This window comes from Providencia sp. CIM-Carb-044 (assembly GCF_033901115.1).
GTDB classification, from domain to species: Bacteria; Pseudomonadota; Gammaproteobacteria; order Enterobacterales; family Enterobacteriaceae; genus Providencia; species Providencia hangzhouensis.
This window is the reverse complement of the sequence record NZ_JAXADV010000008.1, coordinates 97,322-119,864: the sequence shown is the minus strand read 5'-3', so window position 1 is coordinate 119,864 and position 22,543 is coordinate 97,322. Positions and strand designations below refer to the sequence as shown.

The following is a 22,543-nucleotide window of genomic DNA, read 5'->3' as shown; positions in this document are numbered from 1 at the left end:
AACTATTTTGTAGAGGAAAATACTATGCGCCGTATTGCTATCGTCGGTGGTGGTCAAGCGGGTATGCCATTAGCTTTGGGTCTACTCAATAAAGGTTATGAAGTCACTGTTGCAACAAACCGCACTCCAGATGACGTTAAAAATGGCCGAGTGATGTCGAGCCAGTGCATGTTCGATATTTCACTGCAATTTGAACGCGATTTAGGTATTAATTTTTGGGAAGAACAGTGTCCGCCGGTTGAAGGAATTGGTTTTACGGTTCCTCATCCCGAAAAAGCGGGGGAAAAAGTCATTTCTTGGCGTTCACGTCTCGATAATTATGCCCAAGCTGTCGACCAACGTATCAAAATGCCTTACTGGATGGAGTTATTTGCAGCGCGTGGCGGTAATTTACGCATTGGAGATGTTGGTATTGCAGAACTGGAACGCTTAGCGCAAACACACGATTTAGTCGTATTAGCGGGTGGAAAAGGGGAAATTGTTAAACTGCTTGAGCGCGATGCCTCCCGCTCACCTTATGACAAACCACAACGGGCCTTGGCACTGACTTATGTGCATGGCATGTTACCAACGCCAGAGTATTCACAAGTTTCTTTCAACTTAATACCCGGTGTTGGTGAGTATTTTGTGTTCCCATCACTGACGAATAGTGGTGATTGCCACATTATGGTGTTTGAAGGGATCCCCGGTGGGCCTATGGATCAGTGGAATGAAGCTCGTACTCCACAGGAACACTTGGCATACAGTAAAAAAATACTCAATACCTATTTACCTTGGGAAGCAGAACGTTGTCATAATGTTGAGTTAACTGATGATAATGGCATCTTAGCCGGAAGATTTGCACCAACAGTGAGAAAACCGGTGTTAACTTTACCATCAGGTAACATTGTGTTTGGTTTAGGAGATGCGTTAGTCACCAATGACCCACTAACGGGTCAAGGTTCGAATAACGCTACCAAGGCTTGTAAAGTCTATTATGACGCTATTTTAGCCCATGGTGACAAACCTTACACTGCAAAGTGGATGAATGACACATTTGAGCAGTTCTGGAAGTATGGTCGTCATGTTGTGGAATGGACCAATTCCTTACTCGCCCCACCTGAGCCGCATATTTTACACCTATTGGGTGCAGCCCAGCAGCTGCCATCCCTCGCACACACCATCGCGAATGCCTTTAATTACCCGCCCGTATTATTCCCTTGGTGGAAAGATGAGGCTGCTTGTGAGGCGTATATTCAATCGCAAATGATGGAAGAAGCTCGAGCTTAATGGGAGATATCAGTATGTCTATGATTGCAGAGGATACACTCATGTGTGATAGGGAATGGGGCGATACCGAATTTGAATCAAAGATATTGCGTAATCTGTTGGGATGTTACCCAACAGGCGTGGCTATTGTTACCACCCGAACTGCAGATGGCCGTGATGTTGGGTTAACTATCAACTCATTTGCGTCGTTATCACTTGACCCACCATTAGTGCTATGGAGCTTAGTGAATCATTCACCAAACCTAGCGGTATTTCGTGATTGTACTCATTTTACTATCAATATATTAGGCCACGGACACCAAGAACTAGCGATGCGTTTTGCGAACCCACGTATCGAAAATAAATTTGCAGATGTGGCTACCCACCTAACACCAGAAGGCGTTCCTGCATTGCATGGTGCTATTGCCACATTGGTGTGCGAAAACCATAAGCAAGACACGATTGGTGACCACTTATTAATGGTGGGGCATGTTCGCCGTATAGGTAGTGAAGCGGGTAAACCGTTAGTGTTCCATGGCGGTAGTTTTACTGCATTACATGAAGCGCCTTAAGGAGGGAGTGACTATGAACCAGCAAATTTTAATGACATTCGCGACACAATTGCAGCAAGGGAACATCCAAGTTATCGACCTGACACAAACCTTATCGCCTTCATTTCCGGCACTGCAATTACCTGAACAATTTGGGCAAGTTTGGTCATTTAGCATGGAACAAATTTCTTGCTACGACGATAACGGCCCTGCATGGTATTGGAATAATTTTAGTTGCGGAGAACATACCGGCACGCATTTTGATGCACCAATTCACTGGATCAGTGGCAAAGACCAAATCAATAACACCGTTGATACTATTCCAGTGGAAAACTTTGTAGCGCCAGCCGTTGTGGTAGATGCCAGTGCGGAAGTGGCTCAAAACCCTGATTGGGTGTTAACTGTAGAGTTTTTGCAAAAATGGGAAGAAAAGCACGGCACAATTCCTAAAGCAGCTTGGGTACTTTTCAGAACGGATTGGTCGAAAAAGGCGAATGACCCGGTTGCCTATGTAAGTATGCGTGAAGATGGTGCACACACGCCCGGACCATCGCAAGAAGCGGTGGAATGGCTTATTCATCAGCGTGATGTCAAAGGATTTGGCGTTGAAACCATCAATACGGATGCAGGGCAATCATACAGTTGGCCAGTACCTTACCCTTGCCATACTTTAATGCATGGTCACAATAAATATGGCCTACAATGTTTGACGAACCTCGACAAACTGCCTGCGACAGGTGTCGTGATTGTTGCTGCGCCACTTAAAATTGAAGGTGGCTCTGGCAGCCCATTACGTGTACTCGCACTTGTGGGGTGAGGTATGACAGTAAGCTCAACTCCTCAAGTGATAGTCGTGGGCAGTGGAATGAATTCCTTGATGTGTGCAGCCTTGTTGGCAGTACGTGGAAAATCAGTCCTCGTTCTTGAGCGAAATGACCGCTTAGGGGGCTGTATCCGCACTGAGAATTTGTTTGAGGGCTATACCCATGATTTACTTTCTTGCTGGTACTCCTTATTTGTTGGTAGCCCTGGGTACCAAGAGCTCGAACCCTATTTAAAGCAGTATGGATTAGAATTTGCTCAATGTGATTATTCAACGGGGTTAGTGCAACCGGATGGTCAATCGATTGCGTTAAAACGGGATATTTCTGAAGCGGCTAAGCAACTCGACCAGTTGGCTCCGGGGGATGGCCTTGCATTTCGTAAGATGGCGGAACAGCTATTTACGCAAGATGCAGCGCTTACATTTGGCCTATTAGGGCAAAACCCATATAGCGCCAATATGCTGAAATTATTATTTTCAGAATGGCGAAAACGTGGAGTCGATGGCTTGCTTGATTTTGCAAAAGCAGGAATAGAAAGCTTTCGCCGTTGGTCAGAACGTGAATTACAGCACGACTTTAGCCGAGCTTTGATGGCGCCATGGGTATTACATACCGGACTTGGGCCGGATGAAGCCAGTTCTGCATTAATTGGGAAATTAACCTTTGCGGCGGTGGTGGCTGGCGGTATGCCAGTGGTGAAAGGTGGCAGTGCTCGTATCGTGGAGGCTTTTGCGAAGGTTATTGAAGCGCATGGTGGCCAGCTAAAAACGGGTATGAATGTTGAAAAAATCATCACTACAGGTGAGGGGAGAAACCAACGAGCAACAGGAGTGATGGCGAATGGGCAAATCATTGCTGCGTCTGAAAGCGTAGTTTGTAACGTTACCCCAACGCAGCTGTATGGGTCATTACTCGAAAATACTTCACTGCAAGTGAGGGAAAAAGCGAGAGGTTACCGTTATGGGCGTGCGGGTATGCAAATTCATTTTGCTTTAAGCGCCCCTCCCCCTTGGTGTAATCCTGAACTGTTAAATGTACCACTGGTTCATTTCACTGAAAGCATGGAGCAAGTGTGTTTATCGGTGACACAGGCAAATAATGGTTATTTACCAGATAAACCGACATTTGGTATTGGCCAACCTACCGCGCTCGATCCCAGTCGAGCCCCAGAAGGAGGGTGGATTTTATGGATCCAAATGCAAGAGTTGCCTCGAGTGTTAAAGGGGGACTCTGCTGGTGAAATTTCAGTACCGGATGACGGGGGTTGGGATGAGCAAGTGCGAGAGGCTGTTGCAGATCGAATTCAACAGCGTTTAGAGCTGGTAATGCCAGGCTTTTCTAATTTGATAGTGGGACGCAAGGCAATTTCTCCCGCCGACCTAGAAAATTATAATTGTAACCTTGTTGGTGGTGACCCTTATTCAGGAACTTGTTCACCTGATCAGTTCTTCTGGTTGCGGCCTTTTGCTGCGACTGGCCAGACGAAAACGCATCAAACCGCAGTCAAAAACCTTTTTCATATTGGCGCCTCAACCCACCCCGGTCCGGGTTTAGGTGGTGGTTCAGGTTACCTTGTTGCACAAAAATTAGCAGTCAAACGCAGGACATAATAAATCAGCAAAGGATTTGTGACTTAACAGGTAAAGCACACACAGTAAGCAACCCACTATGGCAGGAAACATGATGAAAAAAACAACAATCGGTAAGCTTGTAGCAGGTTCGTGTCTCAGCATATTTTCGTTTGGTGCGATTGCCACCGAAGGTGGCGGTTTAGGGGTATACCCCGATGGGCTAGAAAACTTTATGTCAGGTGCGCTGCCACCGCAAGGGGTACATGTACTGGTGTATGGTGGAAATGCACATTATGACAGTGTTCGCGATAACAAAGGCGATAAGATCCCTGTTCCGGGGTTTAGCGTCAATGTGAACGTACTCGCTCCTCGACTTATTTGGGTAACTGACCAAAAAGTCTTTGGTGGTGATCTGGCTTTTCATACGATTGTGCCACTATTGGATGTGACTGCAAAAGCGGCGGGGCAAAAAGATACCAGCCGCGGCCTCGGTGATATTACATTTGGCCCCGCATTAGGGTTTCATCCATCAGCCGATTTGCATTATGTGGTTGGGCTAGATGCGTATGCTCCAACAGGTAAATACAGCAAAACAGACCCATCAAGTTTAGGTAAGAATTATTGGGCGCTGCAACCAGTTTGGGCAATCAGTTATATTCCACCTGTTGGTGTAAATGCGGATTTGAAGATGATGTATGACTTTAACTTCCGCAATAACGATACGAAAACACGTTCAGGGCAAGCATTTCACGCTGATTATGCACTAGGTTGGGGGGTCGGCAATGGTTGGGTGGCAGGTATTGGGGGCTATGCATTTTGGCAAACGACAGATGATAGCGGACCAAATTCAGCTCAAGGAAAAGCTCGAGCCTATTCTATTGGGCCTTCAATTCGCTATGCTAACCCGCAAGGGTGGCTATTTACTGCTAAATGGGAAAAGGATTTTGAAGTCAGAAACCGTCCAGAAGGTTCCCAAATTTATTTGAAGGCATCGATACCTTTTTAAACACGTTTGTATATCAAAACCCCATATTGGCATTACATAACAATATGGGGGGTATTTCTAAGAAAGTGATGATTGGGAATTTAGGCTTTTTTCATACTCTGACTTGGAGTTTCACCATAGCGTTGTTTGTAATCTGCACTAAAGCGACCCATATGGGCAAATCCCCAACGTAAAGCTACCCCAGTGACGCTAGTTGCTTCCCCTGAAAGGAGCTCTGCTCGAACTCGTTCCATCCGTAAATCACGTAAATACTGCATTGGGCTGATATCTAAGAACTCTTTAAAACCAGCATATAAACTGCGTAAGCTGACGCCTGCAATATGAGCTAGCTGCTCAACAGTGATAGGTTCATGGGCGTGTGCTTCTAAATATTCTTGCACTCTGCGTACGTGACGAGGACGAATTGTTGACCTTCGCATGCCTGAGTCTTCGATATAATTATGGCCTTGGGTAGAAAGTAAAGTGACAGAAACCAATTGTTCAACTTGAGTCGTGATCAATTTATGTTGTAAGAGATCGGGCGCGCGAGTTGCGCATTCAATCAGGTAATTCATTAAAGTGCGCCATGCAATGCAAGATTGCCAAGCAAAACCCAACTCAAAAACTAACGGTTTATCTAAAGTATGCCCTAGTTGGCCTACTAAGGATCTTTCGAGTAAAGAACGGGAAATACGTAACATAAATTGATCGTTATCGCTATTCCAACGCATTATTGTTGATTCTTCAGGGCTAAGAAGTGAGGCCATCTGAGGAGTTGATTCAATACATTTTCCACCACTTTCGATGACTGCTGTACCTGATAGAGGCATTTGAACCAAAAAAAAGTCCTGTAGTTGCCCTGGAATAATGGAGACATCGGCACCATAGCGTAAGCGGCTTAGAGAAATATCCCCCATAGGAATATAGTGCATACGAGCATCAAGGCGTTGATGTGGATTAAGTAAGTTAAATTGATGTGGCTTCATGACTCGACCAACCATCGATTTAATCTCTTCAGGGTCAGCTGAGGTAAATAATAAACGCTCTGAAGAACAGAGCTGATTTTCAATCTGAGATGCAGATGAATGGGACCACGAGTTGCTCAACATCGGAGGTTCCTCCAAAATGATTTGCCAGCCCTGCTTTATAGAATAACCAAAATAGGGCCCGACTAATATTGCTTGTTATGTGTTTTTCTCAGTAAATTCAATTTATTATAATATTTTGCAATGACTTATTATATTAGGGAGGAATGCTTTCCATTTAAGTCAAATGAAGCCTTCCTTTTTGTTAACATTTTATTGACTATTTTTTAACTAGTCATGAGTTGAACATAACATAAACAAATTTTCTTACCTAGATAAAAACATGCAGAAACTATCCTAAAACTGCAAAAAAATAGAAACTATGCGGTTGTTGTGATAGCGATAACAATATAAAAAATAAAGTTATTTTTATTTCAATAACAGTAAAATATATATGATTTTTCATATTAAATTTTATGTTTACCTATCTTTTTCTTATTTAATTAATGCAATGCTCTAATTAATTATTTTATGGCGATGTTTTTTTCTGATTTGTTTGCTTTTGTGAGGCCTATTTTCTATTTAAACATGCTATTCAGTATTTTTTATTTATTTTATTGATCTTTTTTTTCTACGCTATTTGGCGGAAAAACTAATTTTCTAGTTGTTTTAACTCACTATTTGTCCCTTATCTGCAAGCCTTATCCACTCTCTGCATAAATCTAATTTACATGATTAATCATGGATTGACCTGTTATTAACAAAAGATATACAAATAATAAACACAAAAAAGATAAAAACGTTCTGATGTTGATTGGTGAGGTTAAAATGGCTGAGCGATCGTTTGTACAAGAAGTTCAAAAATTACGGCAAGGGCAAGGTGAAACCTTCAGTGGTGAAGGGATCCTTGCTGTTACAAAAGCGCTATTAGAGTCGGGTGTATCTTATGTTGCGGGATATCAAGGTGCTCCTATCTCCCATTTGATGGATGTCCTTGCTGACGCACAAGATATTTTATCTGAATATGGTATTCGCTTTGAAAATAGCGCAAGTGAAGCAACTGCAGCGGCAACCTTAGCAGCCTCAGTTAATTATCCACTACGAGGAGCTGTGACTTTTAAAGCAACAGTGGGGACGAATGTCGCATCTGATGCCTTAGCTAACTTAGCTTCGGGTGGTGTGTTAGGTGGTGCTTTAATTATTGTTGGTGAAGACTATGGTGAGGGCTCTTCTATTATGCAAGAGCGTAGCCATGCTTTTGCGATGAAATCGCAGATGTGGTTGCTTGACCCTCGGCCCAATTTACCGTCTATCGTTCAAGCCGTGAAAGATGGTTTTGAGCTCTCTGAAGCCAGTAATACACCCGTTATGTTACAAATGCGTATTCGTTCTTGTCACGTTCACGGGCAATTTGTTTGCGCAGATAATCAGCGCCCTAAATTTACCGTCAAAGATGCGCTTGAGAACCCAACTCGAGACGTCAGTCGCATAGTATTACCCCCTGCTAGTTTCTTACATGAAAAAGAAAAAATTGAAGCTCGCTGGCCCGCTGCAATTAAATTTATTCAACAACATGAGTTAAATGAATTTTTTTCAGAAGACTCGGATGATGTTGGAATTGCGCTACAAGGCGGTTGTTACAACACGTTGATCCGCGCATTAAATCAGCTAGGGCTAGCGGATGTTTTTGGTAATAGCCAAATTCCTTTATATGTGATGAATGTGGCTTATCCATTGATTGACGATGAATTTGAACGCTTTTGTCGTCATAAAAAAGCCATTCTAGTTTTGGAAGAAGGCCAGCCAAATTTTGTTGAGCAAAATGTGGCGAATATTTTGCGTCAACGCAAGATTGATATTGCCCTGCATGGTAAGGATATGCTGCCAATGGCGGGGGAATATAATACTGCAACAGTGCTTGCGGGTTTACGTTCGTTTTTTGAATGCTATGGAAAGATAGCTCCACAAGTCAAAGCGGCTGCAAAACAGATTCGTATTCCAACGATTAATATTGCCACTCAAAAATCTGAAGAATCTTTACCTGAATACGTGAATGCAGCAGAGCCAACATTAGATGAATCTGTCCATGCGCGCCCACCAGGGTTTTGCACAGGTTGCCCCGAAAGGCCTATTTTCACTGCGATGAAGTTGGTAGAGCGTGAATTAGGCGAACATCATGTGAGTGCGGATATCGGCTGTCATTTATTTTCTATTCTACCGCCCTTTAATTTGGGGAATACCACCATGGGCTATGGGCTAGGAGGCGCAGGGGCTGCGGCTTTGAATGCAAAGGCTGGGAAACGCGCGATTTCAGTGATGGGAGATGGGGGGTTCTGGCATAACGGTTTAACCAGTGGTATTGCCAATAGTGTTTTTAACCGTAGCGATAACTTAACTATTGTGGTTGATAACAGCTATACCTCTGCGACAGGAGGGCAAGATATTCTCTCTTCGACAGCGTTGAATCCAACCCGTAGTACTGGTCATGAAATTGAAAAAGCGGTGAAAGGGGTGGGTGTTAATTGGGTGAAAACCATTAAACACACCTATGACTTAAAAACCATGACAAATACGTTACGTGAAGCTTTAACAACCGATGAGCAAGGGCCCAAGGTTCTGATTGCGCAAAGCGAATGTATGTTGAACAAACAACGCCGCGAAAAGAAAAAAGTGCGTAGTGATGTTGCCGCAGGCAAACGAGTGGTACGTGAGCGTTTTGGTGTCGACCCTGATACCTGTACCGGGGATCACTCTTGTATTCGTTTATCTGGTTGCCCGTCTTTATCAATTAAACCAAGCCAAGACCCATTAAGAACAGACCCGGTTGCAACAGTGATGGATAGCTGTGTCGGTTGTGGGCTATGTGGTGAAGTCTCTCACGCTGCTGTCTTGTGCCCTTCTTTTTTTAAAGCTCAAATTATTACTAACCCTAATGGTTGGGACAAATTGCGTCATCGTGTACGCGGTTGGTTTATTGGCTATTTACAGCGTCGTGACGCACGTCGTCGTGAACAATTTAGTTTCTAAGGGGGATGCATGAATTCTTTATCAACTGCATTACCATCAACAAAAGTCGTATTACAGCCGATTAAAATTGCCATTTTAGCCATGGGCGGCGAAGGCGGTGGAGTACTTGCCGACTGGGTTGTCAACCTAGGTGAAGAAAACGGTTATTTTGCTCAAACGACTTCAGTGCCTGGCGTGGCGCAGCGCACGGGGGCCACAATTTATTATGTGGAATTATTCCCAGGTGCTGACAACCCACAAACGCCTTCTCCTGTATTAGCGCTTATGCCGATGCCCGGTGATGTTGATGTTGTTTTGGCCTCTGAATTAATGGAAGCAGGCAGAGCAGTACAGCGCGGCTTTGTTACCCCAGAGCGCACAACATTGATCAGTTCAACACACCGTGTTTACTCTATCGCGGAAAAATCAGCCATGGGTGATGGGCGAGTCGATAGCCAAGCATTAATTCGCCACACTGCGGCATCTGCGCGTCAGTTTATTCACTTTGATATGGCACAAGCAGCACAAGAAAGTGGCAGTGTGATTAGTGCTGTTTTATTTGGTGCGCTGTTTGGTTCCGGTGTTTTACCATTTAGCCGCGCACAATTTGAAGAAACGATTGTACGTGGGGGCGTTGGCGTAAAACCAAGTTTGCGAGCTTTTACATTAGGGGCAGAAAAAGCGACTAAACCCGAAGATGCATATCGGCCGGAGTCCACAAAGAACACCGTATATTCACCAAAAAATAAGCAGGTATCGCAACTATTAGCTCGTATCCAACATGAATTCTCTCCTCATGTGCAGTATCTCGTGACTGAAGGGACTCGCCGACTTATAGACTACCAAGACCCTGCCTATGCCACTTTATATTTGGATCGCCTCAATAACCTCTTTGCGCAAGATGGCGGGCAAGATGAGCGTTTGCAACGTGCGCTTGCGCGCCACTTAGCCCTTTGGATGTCCTATGAAGACACCATCCGAGTGGCTGACCTTAAAATTCGTGATAGCCGCTTTTCTCGCGTTCGCAATGAAGTACAGGCAAAAGATAATCAATTATTGGAGATCAATGAATTTATGCATCCAAGAATTGAAGAAATTTGCGAAACGCTTCCCAAAAATTTAGGTCGTTGGTTAATGCGTCCACATTGGTTACACAAAGCGCTTCGCAAAATGACCGAAAAGGGGCGCACGATCACTACCAGTTCTTTATTAGGTTTTTTACAGTTGTATCTATTAGCCGCATGGCGAAAAGGCCGACGTTCGACGTTACGTTATCAACTAGAAACGCAGCGCATTGAAAAGTGGTTAGCTGCTGTAATTAAAGCAGCGAAAGCTAACCCTGCACTTGCAACCGAAATTACCGAATGTCAACGCGTGGTTAAGGGGTATAGCGACACTCATGCGAGAGGGTTGCGTAATTTTCAAATCTTAATGGACATCGTTGCGCAGCAAGGTAACAAACTCACCCCCATTAATTTACGTGAACTGCGTGAAGCCGCATTGGCTGATGAACATGGGAAAGAATTGGAAAAATGCCGTCAACGTTTAGCGATGAATTAAGGATAACATCATGAGTTTACTGACATTTACTAAGCCACATAAAATTCATTTTTCGGAGTGTGACCCCGCAGGGATTGTGTTTTACCCCCAGTATTTCGTGATGTTTAACAATTTACTTGAACGTTGGGTTGATGAATTAGTCCCTCAAGGCTTTGCGGGTTACATCATGGAACAACGCTTTGGCTTGCCGACAGTACACCTAGAAGCGGAGTTCAAGGCCATTAGCAAAATGGGGGATAACGTGATGTTAGAGCTACATGTACAGCGTATTGGTCGCAAGTCTCTGACGTTACATCAACGCTGTGTCGGTGTTGATGGAGTACTGCGCATGCAAGTGACGCAAACTTATGTCACGACGTCATTAGAAACGCATCAAGCCATCCCCATTCCAGACGCCTTGTATCAGGCATTAACCGCTCAGCAACCAGTGTAAGTAAAGGAGAAGTTCCATGAATATTGTGTGTATTGGCGGTGGTCCCGCAGGGCTTTATTTCGGGTTGCTGATGAAACTACAGAACCCAAAGAACCGTGTAGTGGTGGTGGAACGTAATCGTCCTTATGACACTTTTGGCTGGGGAGTGGTATTTTCTGATGCCACGCTCAGTAATTTGCGCCAAGCGGACCCAGTTTCTGCCAAAACGATTTCTGCAGAATTTAGTCACTGGGATGATATCGATGTGCACTTTAAAGGTGTATGTAACCGCAGCGGTGGTCATGGGTTTATCGGCATTGGGCGTAAAAAATTACTCAATATATTACAAGACCGTTGTGTGGAATTGGGGGTGGAGCTGGTATTCGAAACCCAAGTAACGGATGACCAAGCTATTGCTCGCGAGTACCAAGCTGATTTGCTTATCGCCTCTGATGGCATTAATAGTACGGTGCGTACGCGTTATGAAAACGTATTTAAACCAGATATTGACCCACGTCGTTGCCGTTTTGTTTGGCTAGGTACAAAGAAGATTTTTGACGCCTTTACCTTCTTATTCGCCAAAAATGAGCATGGATGGTTTCAAGTTCATGCCTACCAATTTCAAGAAGGGTTATCGACCTTTATTGTGGAGACGACGGAAGAAACTTGGCTTAAAGCCGGTATTGACCAAATGTCTCAAGAGGATGGCATCGCTTATTGTGAAAAACTATTTGCGCCGTGGCTTGATGGTGAAAAACTGATTGCTAACGCAGCGCATTTACGTGGTGCCGCAATTTGGATCCGCTTCCCTCGGGTCATTTGTGGAAATTGGGTGCATTGGACGCAGCCCACACAAGGTAAAGACGTTCCCGTAGTATTGATGGGAGATGCCGCTCATACCGCCCATTTCTCTATTGGCTCTGGAACTAAATTAGCACTAGAAGATGCTATCGAGCTGTGTGAAAGCTTGAAAACTTCAGGGGGTGATTTACGTAAAGGGCTTGAGCATTACCAGAAGGTTCGCAGTGTCGAAGTTCTGAAAATTCAGAATGCGGCACGCAATTCGACAGAATGGTTTGAAAATGTCTGTCGTTATGAAAATTTAGCTCCAGAGCAATTTGCCTACTCTCTCTTAACGCGTTCACAGCGTATATCTCATGAAAATTTGCGCGTGCGTGATGCTGTATGGTTGGAAAACTATGAGCAGTGGTTTGCGGAACAAACAGGTGTGACTTCAAAGGCAAAAGTGCCCCCTATGCTGACACCTTATCATGTACGAGGTATCACTCTTAATAACCGCGTGGTCGCGTCACCAACATTGTTGTATTGCGCTAATCAGGGTATACCCGATGATTTTCATTTGGTACATCTGGGAAGCCGCGCATTAGGTGGTGTGGGTCTAGTGATGACTGAAATGACGGCTATAGCCCCCGATGCCTGTGTGACAAAAGGCTGTGTCGGTATTTGGAATGACGAGCAAGTTACTGCTTGGCAACGTGTGACTGATTTTATTCATCAAAAAACGGATGCCAAAATTGGCATTCAATTAGGCCATGCAGGGCGCCGTGGTTCAACTCAGCGAGGGTGGGAGAAAGAAAATCACCCAATGGATGCAGATAACTGGCCGTTAGTTTCTGCTTCAGCGTTGCCTTATTTACCGAATATCTCACAAACTCCGGTAGAGCTATCCGAGGCACAAATGACTACGGTGATTGACCAATTTGTTGCTGCAGCAAAACGAGCAGAAACGGCTGGTTTTGACTGGCTTGAACTGCAAGCCGGGCACGGTTATTTGCTGTCGAGCTTTATTTCTCCATTAACTAATCAGCGTACAGATAACTACGGTGGAACGTTAGAAAATCGCTTACGTTTTCCGTTAGCCATCATTAGTGCTGTGCGTCAGGTGTGGTCAAAACCTTTGAGTGTACGTATTTCATCGACGGATTGGGTGGATGGCGGGACTACGGTTGATGACGCGGTGGAAATTGGCCGTGCAATGAAGCAAGCGGGCGCAGATATGATTGACTGCTCTTCAGGTGAAGTGTCACCGCAACAGCAACCGGTCTATGGTCGGATGTACCAAACACCAATGGCAGACCGTATTCGTAATGAAGCTGGAATACCGGTTATTGCCGTAGGTGCTATTACTGATGCTGACCAAGTCAACAGCATTATTGCCGCTGGGCGGGCGGATTTATGTGCTTTATCTCGGCCATTACTTTCTGACCCTGCATGGGTCTTACATGAATGTGCGCGTTATGGGTGGGAAACTCGTTGGCCGGCACCGTATGAATATGGGCGTCAGCAACTCGTTCAATCCTGGAAGTCGCGTTAAAGGCTTTGGCAAACAAAGAGGAAAATAGCATGAGTACACACTCCCATGACCAATACCGAGAAAATGTGGCAGGGCGTGCCGATGTGGCAGATACCCCTGAGCTAGTGGCGTATTACCAAGAACTAGATGCGTTGAAGACAGGTGCATTATGGACGGTCGCAAACAAGATTGAACCGTGGCAACCCAAATCAAGCTCAGTTCCTGTGTTGTGGCGCTACCGTGATTTACGCGAACATGTGTTGCGCTCAGTTGAACTGGTGACACCAGAAAAAGCGGGGCGTCGCGTAATCTATCTGAATAATCCCGGCCGCCAAGAAGTGGCTGCTGCAGTAGGTTGGCTGTACTCAGGTTTACAAGTCATGCACCCAGGAGAAGCCGCTTCGGCTCATGCCCACTCATCCTCAGCATTGCGTTTTATTATGGAAGGGCGTGGGGCATATACCATTGTCGAAGGGCAAAAAATGATGCTAGAAGCCAACGACTTTGTACTGACGCCGAATGGGACATGGCATGAACACGGCGTTGCGGAAGATGGTTTACCTTGTATCTGGCAAGATGGATTAGATATCCCGTTAGTCAATGCCATGGAAGCTGGGTTTTACAAAGTGCATCCTGACTTGCATCAAGCACAAACACGACCTATCGATTACCCCGTTGGTATGTGGGGAGGAACCGCATTACGTCCTCACGATATCGGCTGGGATAAACCTTATTCACCATTATTTAAATACCAATGGGGGCCAACCTACGAGGCGTTGTGCCGTGCAGCGAAGGCAGCGGATGGCTCAGTATTTGATGATGTTTTGATGCACTACACTAACCCGCTCACAGGAGGACCTGTGATGCCAACCATTGGAGCGAGTATGCAATTACTGCGTCCGGGCTTTGTTGGTAAAGCTCATCGCCATACGGGAAGTTTTATTTATCAAGTAGCGAAAGGGCAAGGGTATTCCGTGATCAATGGGCAACGCTTTGATTGGAAAGAGCGTGATATTTTCTGTGTACCATCGTGGATGTTCCATGAACATGTGAATACCTCACAAACCGAAGATGCTTGTCTGTTTTGCTTTAATGATTTACCCGTAATGCACTCTTTGGGGCTCTATTATGAAGAGGCTCTAGTAGAAAATGACGGTCACCAGAAAGTCGTTACCTAGGTGAGTATTATGTTTCTTATTGATTAATATAAATAATTTTATTATTCCAATTTACGTGAAGAAGTGAGTGAGGTAATCACCTCATTCAAGGAGAAAGAAAATGCGCTTAATAACTTATCGTTCTGATGTGACCTCGGCAGCCCGTTTAGGAGCAGTTGTTAATCAACAAGTAGTGGATTTAGCCCTTCTGGCACAAGAGCAAGGGCTGTACTTGCCTGATAATATGTTGGACTTTATCGATTTAGGCCCACAAGGTGTGCGTGTTGGTACAGAACTTCTGAATACATATCAAGGGCAATTCCCAGCAGGGACTGCGTGGCCTGTACAAAATGTGAAAATTTTGGCGCCGATACCTCGCCCACGTAAAAATATTTTTGGTATTGGCTTAAACTATGTTGAACACGTGGCGGAATCCAGCCGTACATTGGACACCTCAAAAGACCTTCCAAAACAACCCGTTATCTTTTCTAAGCCCCCAACCACAGTGATTGGGCCGGGAGATGCCATTGAACATAACGCCAAAATTACCCAACAATTAGACTGGGAAGTGGAGTTGGCGGTGATTATTGGTACTCGTGCGAAAAGTGTCGCGGCAAAAGATGCTCTTAATTATGTGTTTGGCTACAGCTTGATGATTGATATGAGTGCGCGTGATTGCCGCCGTGCTGGGCAATGGATTTATTCTAAAGGGCAAGATACCTATGCACCATTTGGGCCATGCATTGTCACTGCTGATGAGATTCCAGATCCCCATACCTTAGATTTAAGCTTGAAGGTGAATGGTGTAACCAAACAATCCTCAAATACACGCCACATGCTATTTAATGTGAATATATTGATTGAAGATATTAGCCAAGGGATCACATTAGAACCAGGTGACATTATTGCAACAGGCACTCCTGAAGGGGTAGGGGCGGGAAGAACACCTCAAGAATGGGTCTGGCCGGGGGATGTGATTGAAGCATATGTTGAGAATATTGGTGAATTGCGCCATCCAGTTGTCGCCGTTTAAGGGGGAAGTATGCTTAATTTGCAGACGTTTAAAGCCGCTGCGGTACAAGCCGCTCCGGTGTTTCTCGATACCAATGCTACGGTAGATAAAGTTTGTCGTTTAATTGAAGAGGCGGCGGATAACGGAGCGAAATTGGTTGCATTTCCAGAGGTTTTTATTTCTGGTTACCCTTATTGGAGTTGGGTGATGAACCCGATAGATGGCAGTCCATGGTTTGAAAAACTGTGCAAATCTGCCATTGAAGTCCCAGGGCCTGAAATACAAAAAATTGCTCAAGCTGCCGCATGCCACCACATCAATGTTGTAATTGGTGTGAATGAGCGGAACCCTAATGGAATCGCTACGTTATATAATACATTAGTGACGATTTCTGATGAAGGAAGAATTCTGGGGCGCCATCGTAAATTAGTCCCAACATGGGCAGAAAAACTGACGTGGGCAAATGGAGATGCCTCTTCACTAAAAGTTCATCAAACCAGTATTGGGCCTCTTGGGGCATTGGCCTGTGGGGAAAACACCAATACATTGGCGCGTTTTGCTCTATTGGCGCAAGGCGAGTTAGTCCATATTGCGAGCTATATCGCCTTACCCGTTGCACCAAAAGACTATGACATGGCCGAAGCGATTCGTTTACGCGCATCTGCCCACTGTTTCGAAGGCAAAGTTTTTACGATTGTTTCCTGTTCGACAGTGTCAGAAGAGATTATGGATGCAATGTCTGCAACTCACCCAGAAGCACGTGAGTTACTGGCTCGGCCAAATAGCGCTTTCTCAGGAATTATCGGGCCTGATGGACGAGTTGTAGGCGAACCATTGGTTGACAAAGAAGGGATTGTTTACGGTGAAATTGATTTAAATCGCTGTATTCAACCACGACAAATGCATGATATTACAGGGCATTATAACCGTTTTGATATCTTTGATTTACAGGTGAACCGCCGGCCATTAACGGCAGCACGTTTTCACGGTAATGGGCAAGAAGATGAAGCTTTAAATGTATTTCCAGAATCAGGTGAGTCATTTGGGGAGAGGGAGATATGAGTTTAGCACGTACATATCGTATTGGGCAGATTGTCCCGTCATCAAATACCACGATGGAAACAGAAATTCCGGCTATATTACGGGCAAGAGAAGCTCTGTTTGCGGAGCGCTTTACCTTTCATTCAAGCCGTATGCGTATGCAAAAAGTTACCAAAGAGGAGCTGGCAAAAATGGACTCCGATAGTGACCGCTGCGCTATTGAATTGTCAGATGCTGCGGTTGATGTGCTGGGATATGCCTGTTTAGTTGCGATTATGAGCATGGGGAAAGGTTATCATCGCATTTCAGAAAAACGTTTGTTTCAACGTACGGTAGATAACGGCCATCCAGCACCTGTAGTGACTAGCGCTGGGGCATTAGTTGACGGCTTACATGTAATGGGCGCTAAAAAAGTGTCTATTTTAACGCCTTATATGAAGCCGTTGACGCAGTTAGTGATTGATTATATCGAAAGTGAAGGCATTGAAGTGGTAGATAGTATTTCATTGGAAATTCCAGATAATTTAGATGTGGGCCGGCAAAACCCATTAGCACCAGTGGAAATTACGAAAAAACTCAATACCCAAGTAGATGCAATTGTGGCTTCTGCATGTGTGCAAATGCCTTCGCTACCCTCAATACAATTAATTGAAGACTGAGTTGGTTTACCTGTACTGTCTTCTTCGGTGGCGACGACCTATATGATGTTAAAAAAGTTGGGTTTAGAAACTCGTGTTGATGGGTTTGGTTCATTGCTAAGTGGAAAGTTTTAGCTGAATTATCGCCGACTTCTGCTACTCTTGAGGGGTTGTAATCAAATGCAATAATTCAAGATGTTATCAAGGGGAGCGAATGGCAAACTCAAAGGTTTTTGTTGATAATTATTTGCCTGCCCTATTGGGGCAGGCTTGGATGTTGGTTTCATCTGAGTTTCATGCCATTGTTGAAGAAAAAGGTTTGTCAATATTAGAGTGGAGAGTGTTATCCACACTAGCAGGTAATGGCTCGATGGGGATTACAGAGCTCTCACAAAAAACAGTCAGTAAACAACCGACAATTACTCGCGTACTACAACGGCTAGAACAGCAAGGGCACGTGGTTCGCCACAGTAACCATAATGGTAGTGATAAGCGCATAACACTTGTCAGTGTGACATCAAGTGGAATGTCACTAGTTGATGGTTTACTTATTGCAGCTCAGCAACACGAAGAAGTTGTTTTAGCTCCCTTGGGGCTACGTAAAAGTAAGATTCTTAAGCAAGTGCTACAAGAATTAATTGAGCGGCATAGTATAGAAAACACCAATACTGCAGATAAAAGCACTTCCGATAAAAATAATGAAAAAAATCTAAAAAGAAAAAAATCAAGTAGCCTAAATTTATCTAAAGAAACAACAAAATAGTCGATTAATGATGGTTTAGTTCTATTTTTGATGGCAATACATAACTTATTATTGATATTGCGTTTAAATATTTATTTATCAAATAGATAAATAAGTTTCTTATGGGGCATTTAATTCAGTGGTAATTTTTGCAACCTGATGATAGATAGGCTATTTCTTAATTTTATTATTTTTGTATCGATTGATTAATTGCCACTTTACATTGATTCATTTTATCTATTTACTTCATAACTGATAATTAATGATTAGCTAAACATGGAGCAATCAATGTCAGTAGTGACACTTGTACTCGTTTTTTTATTAGCCGTTGTTGTGAGCGTTTTTGTTTCACGACTGCTCAAAGATATTATTCCATTACCCCTGATCCAGATAGCACTAGGGGCTGGCTTGTCTTTATACGGTTTTACAGTTGAATTTGAACCTCATCTATTTCTATTTTTATTTATTCCTCCTTTATTATTCCTTGATGGATGGCGTATTCCTAAAGAAGCCTTATTTCAAGAAATTAAACCGATCATGTCGCTAGCCATAGGTTTAGTGGTTGTAACAGTGATTGGTATGGGCTTCTTTATACATTGGTTAATCCCAGCCATTTCTTTAGCTGTTGCCTTTGCGTTAGCAGCCATTTTATCGCCAACGGATCCCGTTTCCGTGTCTGCCATGACTGTCAATTCCCCATTGCCATCTCGAATGGCGCATATTTTGGAAGGGGAGTCATTGTTGAATGATGCAACGGGTCTGGTGTGCTTTAGTTTTGCAGTGGTCGCTGCGTTAACAGGTACATTTTCCCTTGCTTCAGCGGCTGGGCAATTTGTATTAGTGGCATTTGGCGGAATTTTAATTGGTTTGCTGGTGGCTTGGGCAATTGGCTGGTTAAACCAACTGCTCGTTAAGCGTACTGGGGAAGAACCTGCAATTCAAATTATGATCAGCTTACTGATGCCATTTACGGCTTATTTATTAGCTGAACATTTGCATGTTTCCGGTATTTTAGCGGCAGTAGTTGCCGGTATTGCCATGCACTATGAAAAAATTGCAGGTCGCATGCAAGCTGCTACACGTATGCAAAGTAAAGCGGTGTGGGATACGGTACAAACTGCGTTGAACGGGATGATTTTCATTTTGTTAGGCGAACAGTTACCGGGTATGTGGACAAATATGCCTGCTGTAGCAGAGGCCGCGGGTGCGAGCCATCCTTGGATGCTGTTTGTTTATGTGGCAATTATTACTGTGGCATTGGCAGTTTTACGGTTTAGCTGGGTGTGGATCTCGATGACTTTAACCGTCTTCCATAAACGCCGTCGCGGTAAAGAAGCGGATGTTATGCATATTCGTATGATGGCAGTAATGGCGACAGCAGGTGTGCGCGGAGCGATCACGTTAGCGGGTATTTTAACGTTACCTTTATTGATGCCAGATGGTTCATTATTCCCGAATCGTGACGTGGCTATTTTCTTAGCGATGGGGGTGATTTTATGCTCATTATTGATTGCCAGTATCGCACTGCCTATTTTAACGAAAGGGTTAGTACAAGACTTACCTTATGATAATGACGAAATTCGAGCGCGTTTAGCTTTAAATGAAGCCGCGATGGCACATTTACGTGAATTAATGAACCACCCATCGGATGATATGGATGAAATTGCTATGCGTACTGAAGTTGGGGCGCAACTATTAGAAATTTATGGCAGACGACTCGATAATTCGGATGAAACTGAGTCAGATGTCTATGATTTACATAAGATGATTAATATGGAACGCGAAATGTCTAAGTCGGCGTTAAAAGCGAAACGCGACGCGTTATATCAAATGCGTAAAAGTAAAAATATCAATGAAAGGGTGTATCACCGTTTACGTGATGAACTTGATTTAAAAGAAGAGACTCTGAATCACCATAAAAATGGTAAACATTAATTAGCGAAAACAAACGACCTGAATTTATTCAGGTCTTTTGTTATTGTAATTCAACTGAATTTGACGGCTTGTATTGAGTTCTGATAGGTTGGTTACAATTCAATTTAGGAAATTTATATGTCACAGGTTGTAGCAAGCTTAAGCATTATTATTACCATCACATAGTGGTGGGGATAAGCTACATCCTAAACCCGCCAGATAAGGCGGGTTTTTTGTCCTTATCTGGTTAATTATTCAGTAAGGAACTATTTATGAATTTAACAGAAGCATCTCCATTATTAAAAAAACAACCTCGTTTGCATTTTCTTTGTGGGAAAATTGCCTCTGGGAAATCGACATTAGCGAAACAACTGGCTAACCTCCCTCGTACTATTTTGCTCTGTGAAGATGAATGGCTTGCCGCTCTTTATCCTAATGAAATTACTGAATTGGCTCACTATGTCGAAAAAAGTGCTTTAGTAAAACAGGTATTGGAAGGCCATATTAGGCAATTGATACAGGCTGGGAATAATATCGTGATGGATTTTCCCGCCAACACACCAATACAGCGTCAATGGTTAATGTCTTTGGCGCAATCATCTGATGTATCTTATGTATTTCATGTATTGCAGGTAAGTAATGATGAGTGTAAGGCAAGGCTTGCTGCTCGTAATTTAGCAGGGGAAAACCCATTTCAAACATCTGAAACGCAGTTTGATTTAATTACGGCACATTTTTCTTATCCAACAAGTAGCGAGCGGTTAATCTGTAAATTTTATCCATAAAGGTAACATACCTGAGTAATAAACTTATGGAGGAGACTTATTACTCAGATTTATGGTCACTTAGGTCGATACATTTTGAGGTTTTGCTGCTGTTCAATCCAATAGTAATCAGCTGGCCCTCCAGCACGCAATAGTGGTTTCTGGCTAGCACAATCATATAAGCCATTATTCAAGGCTGATTCATCAATATGCACCATGACGACTTCTCCCATCACCATCCAAGTATCCAATAGTTGCCCATCCGCCCGTTTAAGTTGCTGATATTGTGTGACAACACATTCCATTGAAACGGGTGTTTGAGCGATACGAGGCGGTGAAACGAGTGTTGAAGGGAGGGGGGATAGCCCCGTTAATGCAAATTCGCTTTCACCATGTGCGAGTGTGGCACTACTCATATTTACGTGTTCACCGAGTGAAAGCGTGGCAAGGTTATAAACAAACTCCCCTGTTTCGATGGCATTAGTTACTGAATCTTTTTTACCAACACTCGAAAAGGCCAATATAGGTGGTGAATAATTGAAAATATTGAAAAAACTATAAGGAGCTAGATTGGCTCTACCTTTACTATCACAGGTTGATATCCAACCAATAGGTCTAGGACCAATGAGTGATGGGATAGGGTCATGGGGTAGCCCGTGACCCTGCTGTGGTTGGTAACTATAAAACTTTGCTATCATTTTGGAGTCCTTTTTAATATTACTTTAACGGATATTTGAACAAGGTGTTAGGTATTTAAATAATAAATGCTATTAATGCATAAAGAATGCAGTAAGTGGATATTTTATTTTTAATTTTTCTTATATTAACGTTTGAGGATGTAACTTAATATAATAATATTAAATTAAATAGTAATTGATGATTATCTTTATTTTATTTATGAGTTTTAGTATTGACTTTATTGCTTAACTCTATTTTTGTGTAAATCCAGTGGATTGATTTATTTTAATTAGAAGCTTTAATTTATTCTTTTAATTTCGTTATTTTCTGCATGTTAATATTTTTATATTTAATTAATCCGCCTTGCTATTATCTTGATTTATTTGTTTTTAACCTTTTGATTTTTAATATTTATTGTGTGTTCATCTAAGTTATATTACATGGGTTATATAATTTAATAGGAAATAGCTATCAAATTATATAAGTTCGATCGATACAAACGTATTTACAGAATTAATTAATAAACCTATATTTAAATTAAATCATTCTCTATTTTTATTAGATGTAAAAACAAACTGATTCTTAAGTTCGTAACGAGTCATTTAAAATTTCAAATGGGAGTTTTATTCATTGGAATTAATATGATAAAAACAAATGCGTTATTACGTCGGGATGTTGGGTTATTTTTAAGACAAGCCAGAATTGATAAATCATTAACAGGGTACCAACTAGCTAAAATACTAAAAATAAGTCAACAACAGGTTTCTCGTTATGAGAGAGGGGAAACCGGTATTAATGTTGAAGTATTAAATACTCTTTTGGGCGTATTAGAAAGAAATTGGCTAGAATTTTTTTTCAAAGTCCTAGTGAATCATTCGAATGAAATTGCAGATATAAGAATACAAAATGAATTTTTTAATCTCATCGAAAGATCACTTTTCTACTATTATGGGGAATCAAAAAAAAGATAATTTTCAATTGGGTATGTGGTTGGAGTAAAAAATCACTCATATGGTGATGCTTAGTTTTATGTCCTCTTTAATTGAATTAAATATCGAAATTAGATTTACGCTATTGAATATTTAATGGCGTATTTATTGT

18 protein-coding genes and 1 pseudogene are annotated in these 22,543 nt (G+C 42.9%); 17 read left to right on the top strand and 2 right to left on the bottom strand.

The annotated features are described in order from the left end of the window. The first annotated feature begins 24 nt into the window (after positions 1-24). The 5 genes from SJ312_RS16035 (at position 25) to SJ312_RS16015 (ending at position 5,200) form a co-directional block, all read left to right on the top strand. The gene (locus SJ312_RS16035; RefSeq protein WP_153673216.1) at positions 25-1,269 is read left to right on the top strand and encodes a styrene monooxygenase/indole monooxygenase family protein; all 1,245 of its coding nucleotides are present in this window, start codon (positions 25-27) and stop codon (positions 1,267-1,269) included. A 14-nt stretch (positions 1,270-1,283) separates the two neighbouring features. Continuing rightward, a complete protein-coding gene (locus tag SJ312_RS16030; protein WP_226617123.1) occupies positions 1,284-1,820 on the top strand; it encodes a flavin reductase family protein in 537 nt (178 codons plus the stop codon). A gap of 13 nt (positions 1,821-1,833) precedes the next feature. Further along, positions 1,834-2,616 carry a cyclase family protein gene (locus SJ312_RS16025; protein WP_153673215.1) on the top strand — a complete coding sequence of 261 codons (783 nt, stop codon included), beginning with the start codon at positions 1,834-1,836 and terminating at the stop codon, positions 2,614-2,616. Between the two features lie 3 nt (positions 2,617-2,619). Continuing rightward, positions 2,620-4,233, top strand: coding sequence for an NAD(P)/FAD-dependent oxidoreductase (locus SJ312_RS16020; RefSeq protein ID WP_319868078.1), 1,614 nt, complete (start codon positions 2,620-2,622; stop codon positions 4,231-4,233). A gap of 73 nt (positions 4,234-4,306) precedes the next feature. Then, positions 4,307-5,200 carry a transporter gene (locus SJ312_RS16015; protein ID WP_319868077.1) on the top strand — a complete coding sequence of 298 codons (894 nt, stop codon included), beginning with the start codon at positions 4,307-4,309 and terminating at the stop codon, positions 5,198-5,200. Positions 5,201-5,280: 80 nt separating this feature from the next. Here the strand turns inward: SJ312_RS16015 and SJ312_RS16010 are convergent, their stop codons facing one another. Continuing rightward, positions 5,281-6,288, bottom strand: a complete 1,008-nt coding sequence (locus tag SJ312_RS16010) for an AraC family transcriptional regulator (RefSeq protein WP_036958341.1) — start codon at positions 6,286-6,288, stop codon at positions 5,281-5,283. A gap of 744 nt (positions 6,289-7,032) precedes the next feature. Between SJ312_RS16010 and SJ312_RS16005 the strand changes: the two genes are divergently transcribed. The 11 genes and pseudogenes from SJ312_RS16005 to SJ312_RS15955 all read left to right on the top strand — a co-directional run bounded on the left by SJ312_RS16005 (position 7,033) and on the right by SJ312_RS15955 (position 20,785). Next, positions 7,033-9,231, top strand: coding sequence for an indolepyruvate ferredoxin oxidoreductase subunit alpha (locus tag SJ312_RS16005; RefSeq protein WP_094961459.1), 2,199 nt, complete (start codon positions 7,033-7,035; stop codon positions 9,229-9,231). 9 nt (positions 9,232-9,240) lie between these two features. Beyond that, on the top strand, positions 9,241-10,770 hold the full coding sequence (locus SJ312_RS16000; RefSeq protein WP_272574929.1) for an indolepyruvate oxidoreductase subunit beta family protein: 1,530 nt from the start codon (positions 9,241-9,243) through the stop codon (positions 10,768-10,770). A gap of 10 nt (positions 10,771-10,780) precedes the next feature. Further along, positions 10,781-11,203: an acyl-CoA thioesterase gene (locus tag SJ312_RS15995; RefSeq protein ID WP_102139150.1), complete on the top strand. Its 423-nt coding sequence runs from the start codon at positions 10,781-10,783 to the stop codon at positions 11,201-11,203. A gap of 16 nt (positions 11,204-11,219) precedes the next feature. Then, positions 11,220-13,517 (top strand): bifunctional salicylyl-CoA 5-hydroxylase/oxidoreductase, encoded by a 2,298-nt coding sequence (locus tag SJ312_RS15990; RefSeq protein ID WP_153673214.1) that lies wholly within the window; start codon positions 11,220-11,222, stop codon positions 13,515-13,517. A 29-nt stretch (positions 13,518-13,546) separates the two neighbouring features. Then, a complete protein-coding gene (locus SJ312_RS15985) occupies positions 13,547-14,674 on the top strand; it encodes a cupin domain-containing protein (protein ID WP_110592500.1) in 1,128 nt (375 codons plus the stop codon). Positions 14,675-14,774: 100 nt separating this feature from the next. Continuing rightward, positions 14,775-15,686 (top strand): fumarylacetoacetate hydrolase family protein, encoded by a 912-nt coding sequence (locus SJ312_RS15980; RefSeq protein WP_110592499.1) that lies wholly within the window; start codon positions 14,775-14,777, stop codon positions 15,684-15,686. A 9-nt stretch (positions 15,687-15,695) separates the two neighbouring features. Continuing rightward, entirely contained in the window at positions 15,696-16,727 is a 1,032-nt protein-coding gene (locus SJ312_RS15975) for a carbon-nitrogen hydrolase family protein (protein WP_319868076.1), read from the top strand. After that, positions 16,724-17,479 (top strand): annotated as a pseudogene (locus SJ312_RS15970) (Asp/Glu racemase). Before SJ312_RS15975 ends, SJ312_RS15970 begins: the two are co-directional and overlap by 4 nt. A 79-nt stretch (positions 17,480-17,558) precedes the next feature. After that, positions 17,559-18,107 (top strand): MarR family winged helix-turn-helix transcriptional regulator, encoded by a 549-nt coding sequence (locus tag SJ312_RS15965; protein ID WP_153673213.1) that lies wholly within the window; start codon positions 17,559-17,561, stop codon positions 18,105-18,107. A 267-nt stretch (positions 18,108-18,374) separates the two neighbouring features. Then, a complete protein-coding gene (locus tag SJ312_RS15960) occupies positions 18,375-20,021 on the top strand; it encodes a Na+/H+ antiporter (RefSeq protein WP_036958339.1) in 1,647 nt (548 codons plus the stop codon). Positions 20,022-20,272: 251 nt separating this feature from the next. Continuing rightward, entirely contained in the window at positions 20,273-20,785 is a 513-nt protein-coding gene (locus SJ312_RS15955) for an AAA family ATPase (RefSeq protein WP_096864579.1), read from the top strand. 56 nt (positions 20,786-20,841) lie between these two features. Here the strand turns inward: SJ312_RS15955 and SJ312_RS15950 are convergent, their stop codons facing one another. Beyond that, on the bottom strand, positions 20,842-21,462 hold the full coding sequence (locus SJ312_RS15950; protein WP_094961435.1) for a flavin reductase family protein: 621 nt from the start codon (positions 21,460-21,462) through the stop codon (positions 20,842-20,844). A gap of 621 nt (positions 21,463-22,083) precedes the next feature. On the opposite strand from SJ312_RS15950, the gene SJ312_RS15945 reads away from it, so the two are divergent. Then, positions 22,084-22,413 (top strand): helix-turn-helix domain-containing protein, encoded by a 330-nt coding sequence (locus tag SJ312_RS15945; RefSeq protein ID WP_036958338.1) that lies wholly within the window; start codon positions 22,084-22,086, stop codon positions 22,411-22,413. The last annotated feature ends 130 nt before the right edge of the window (positions 22,414-22,543 follow it).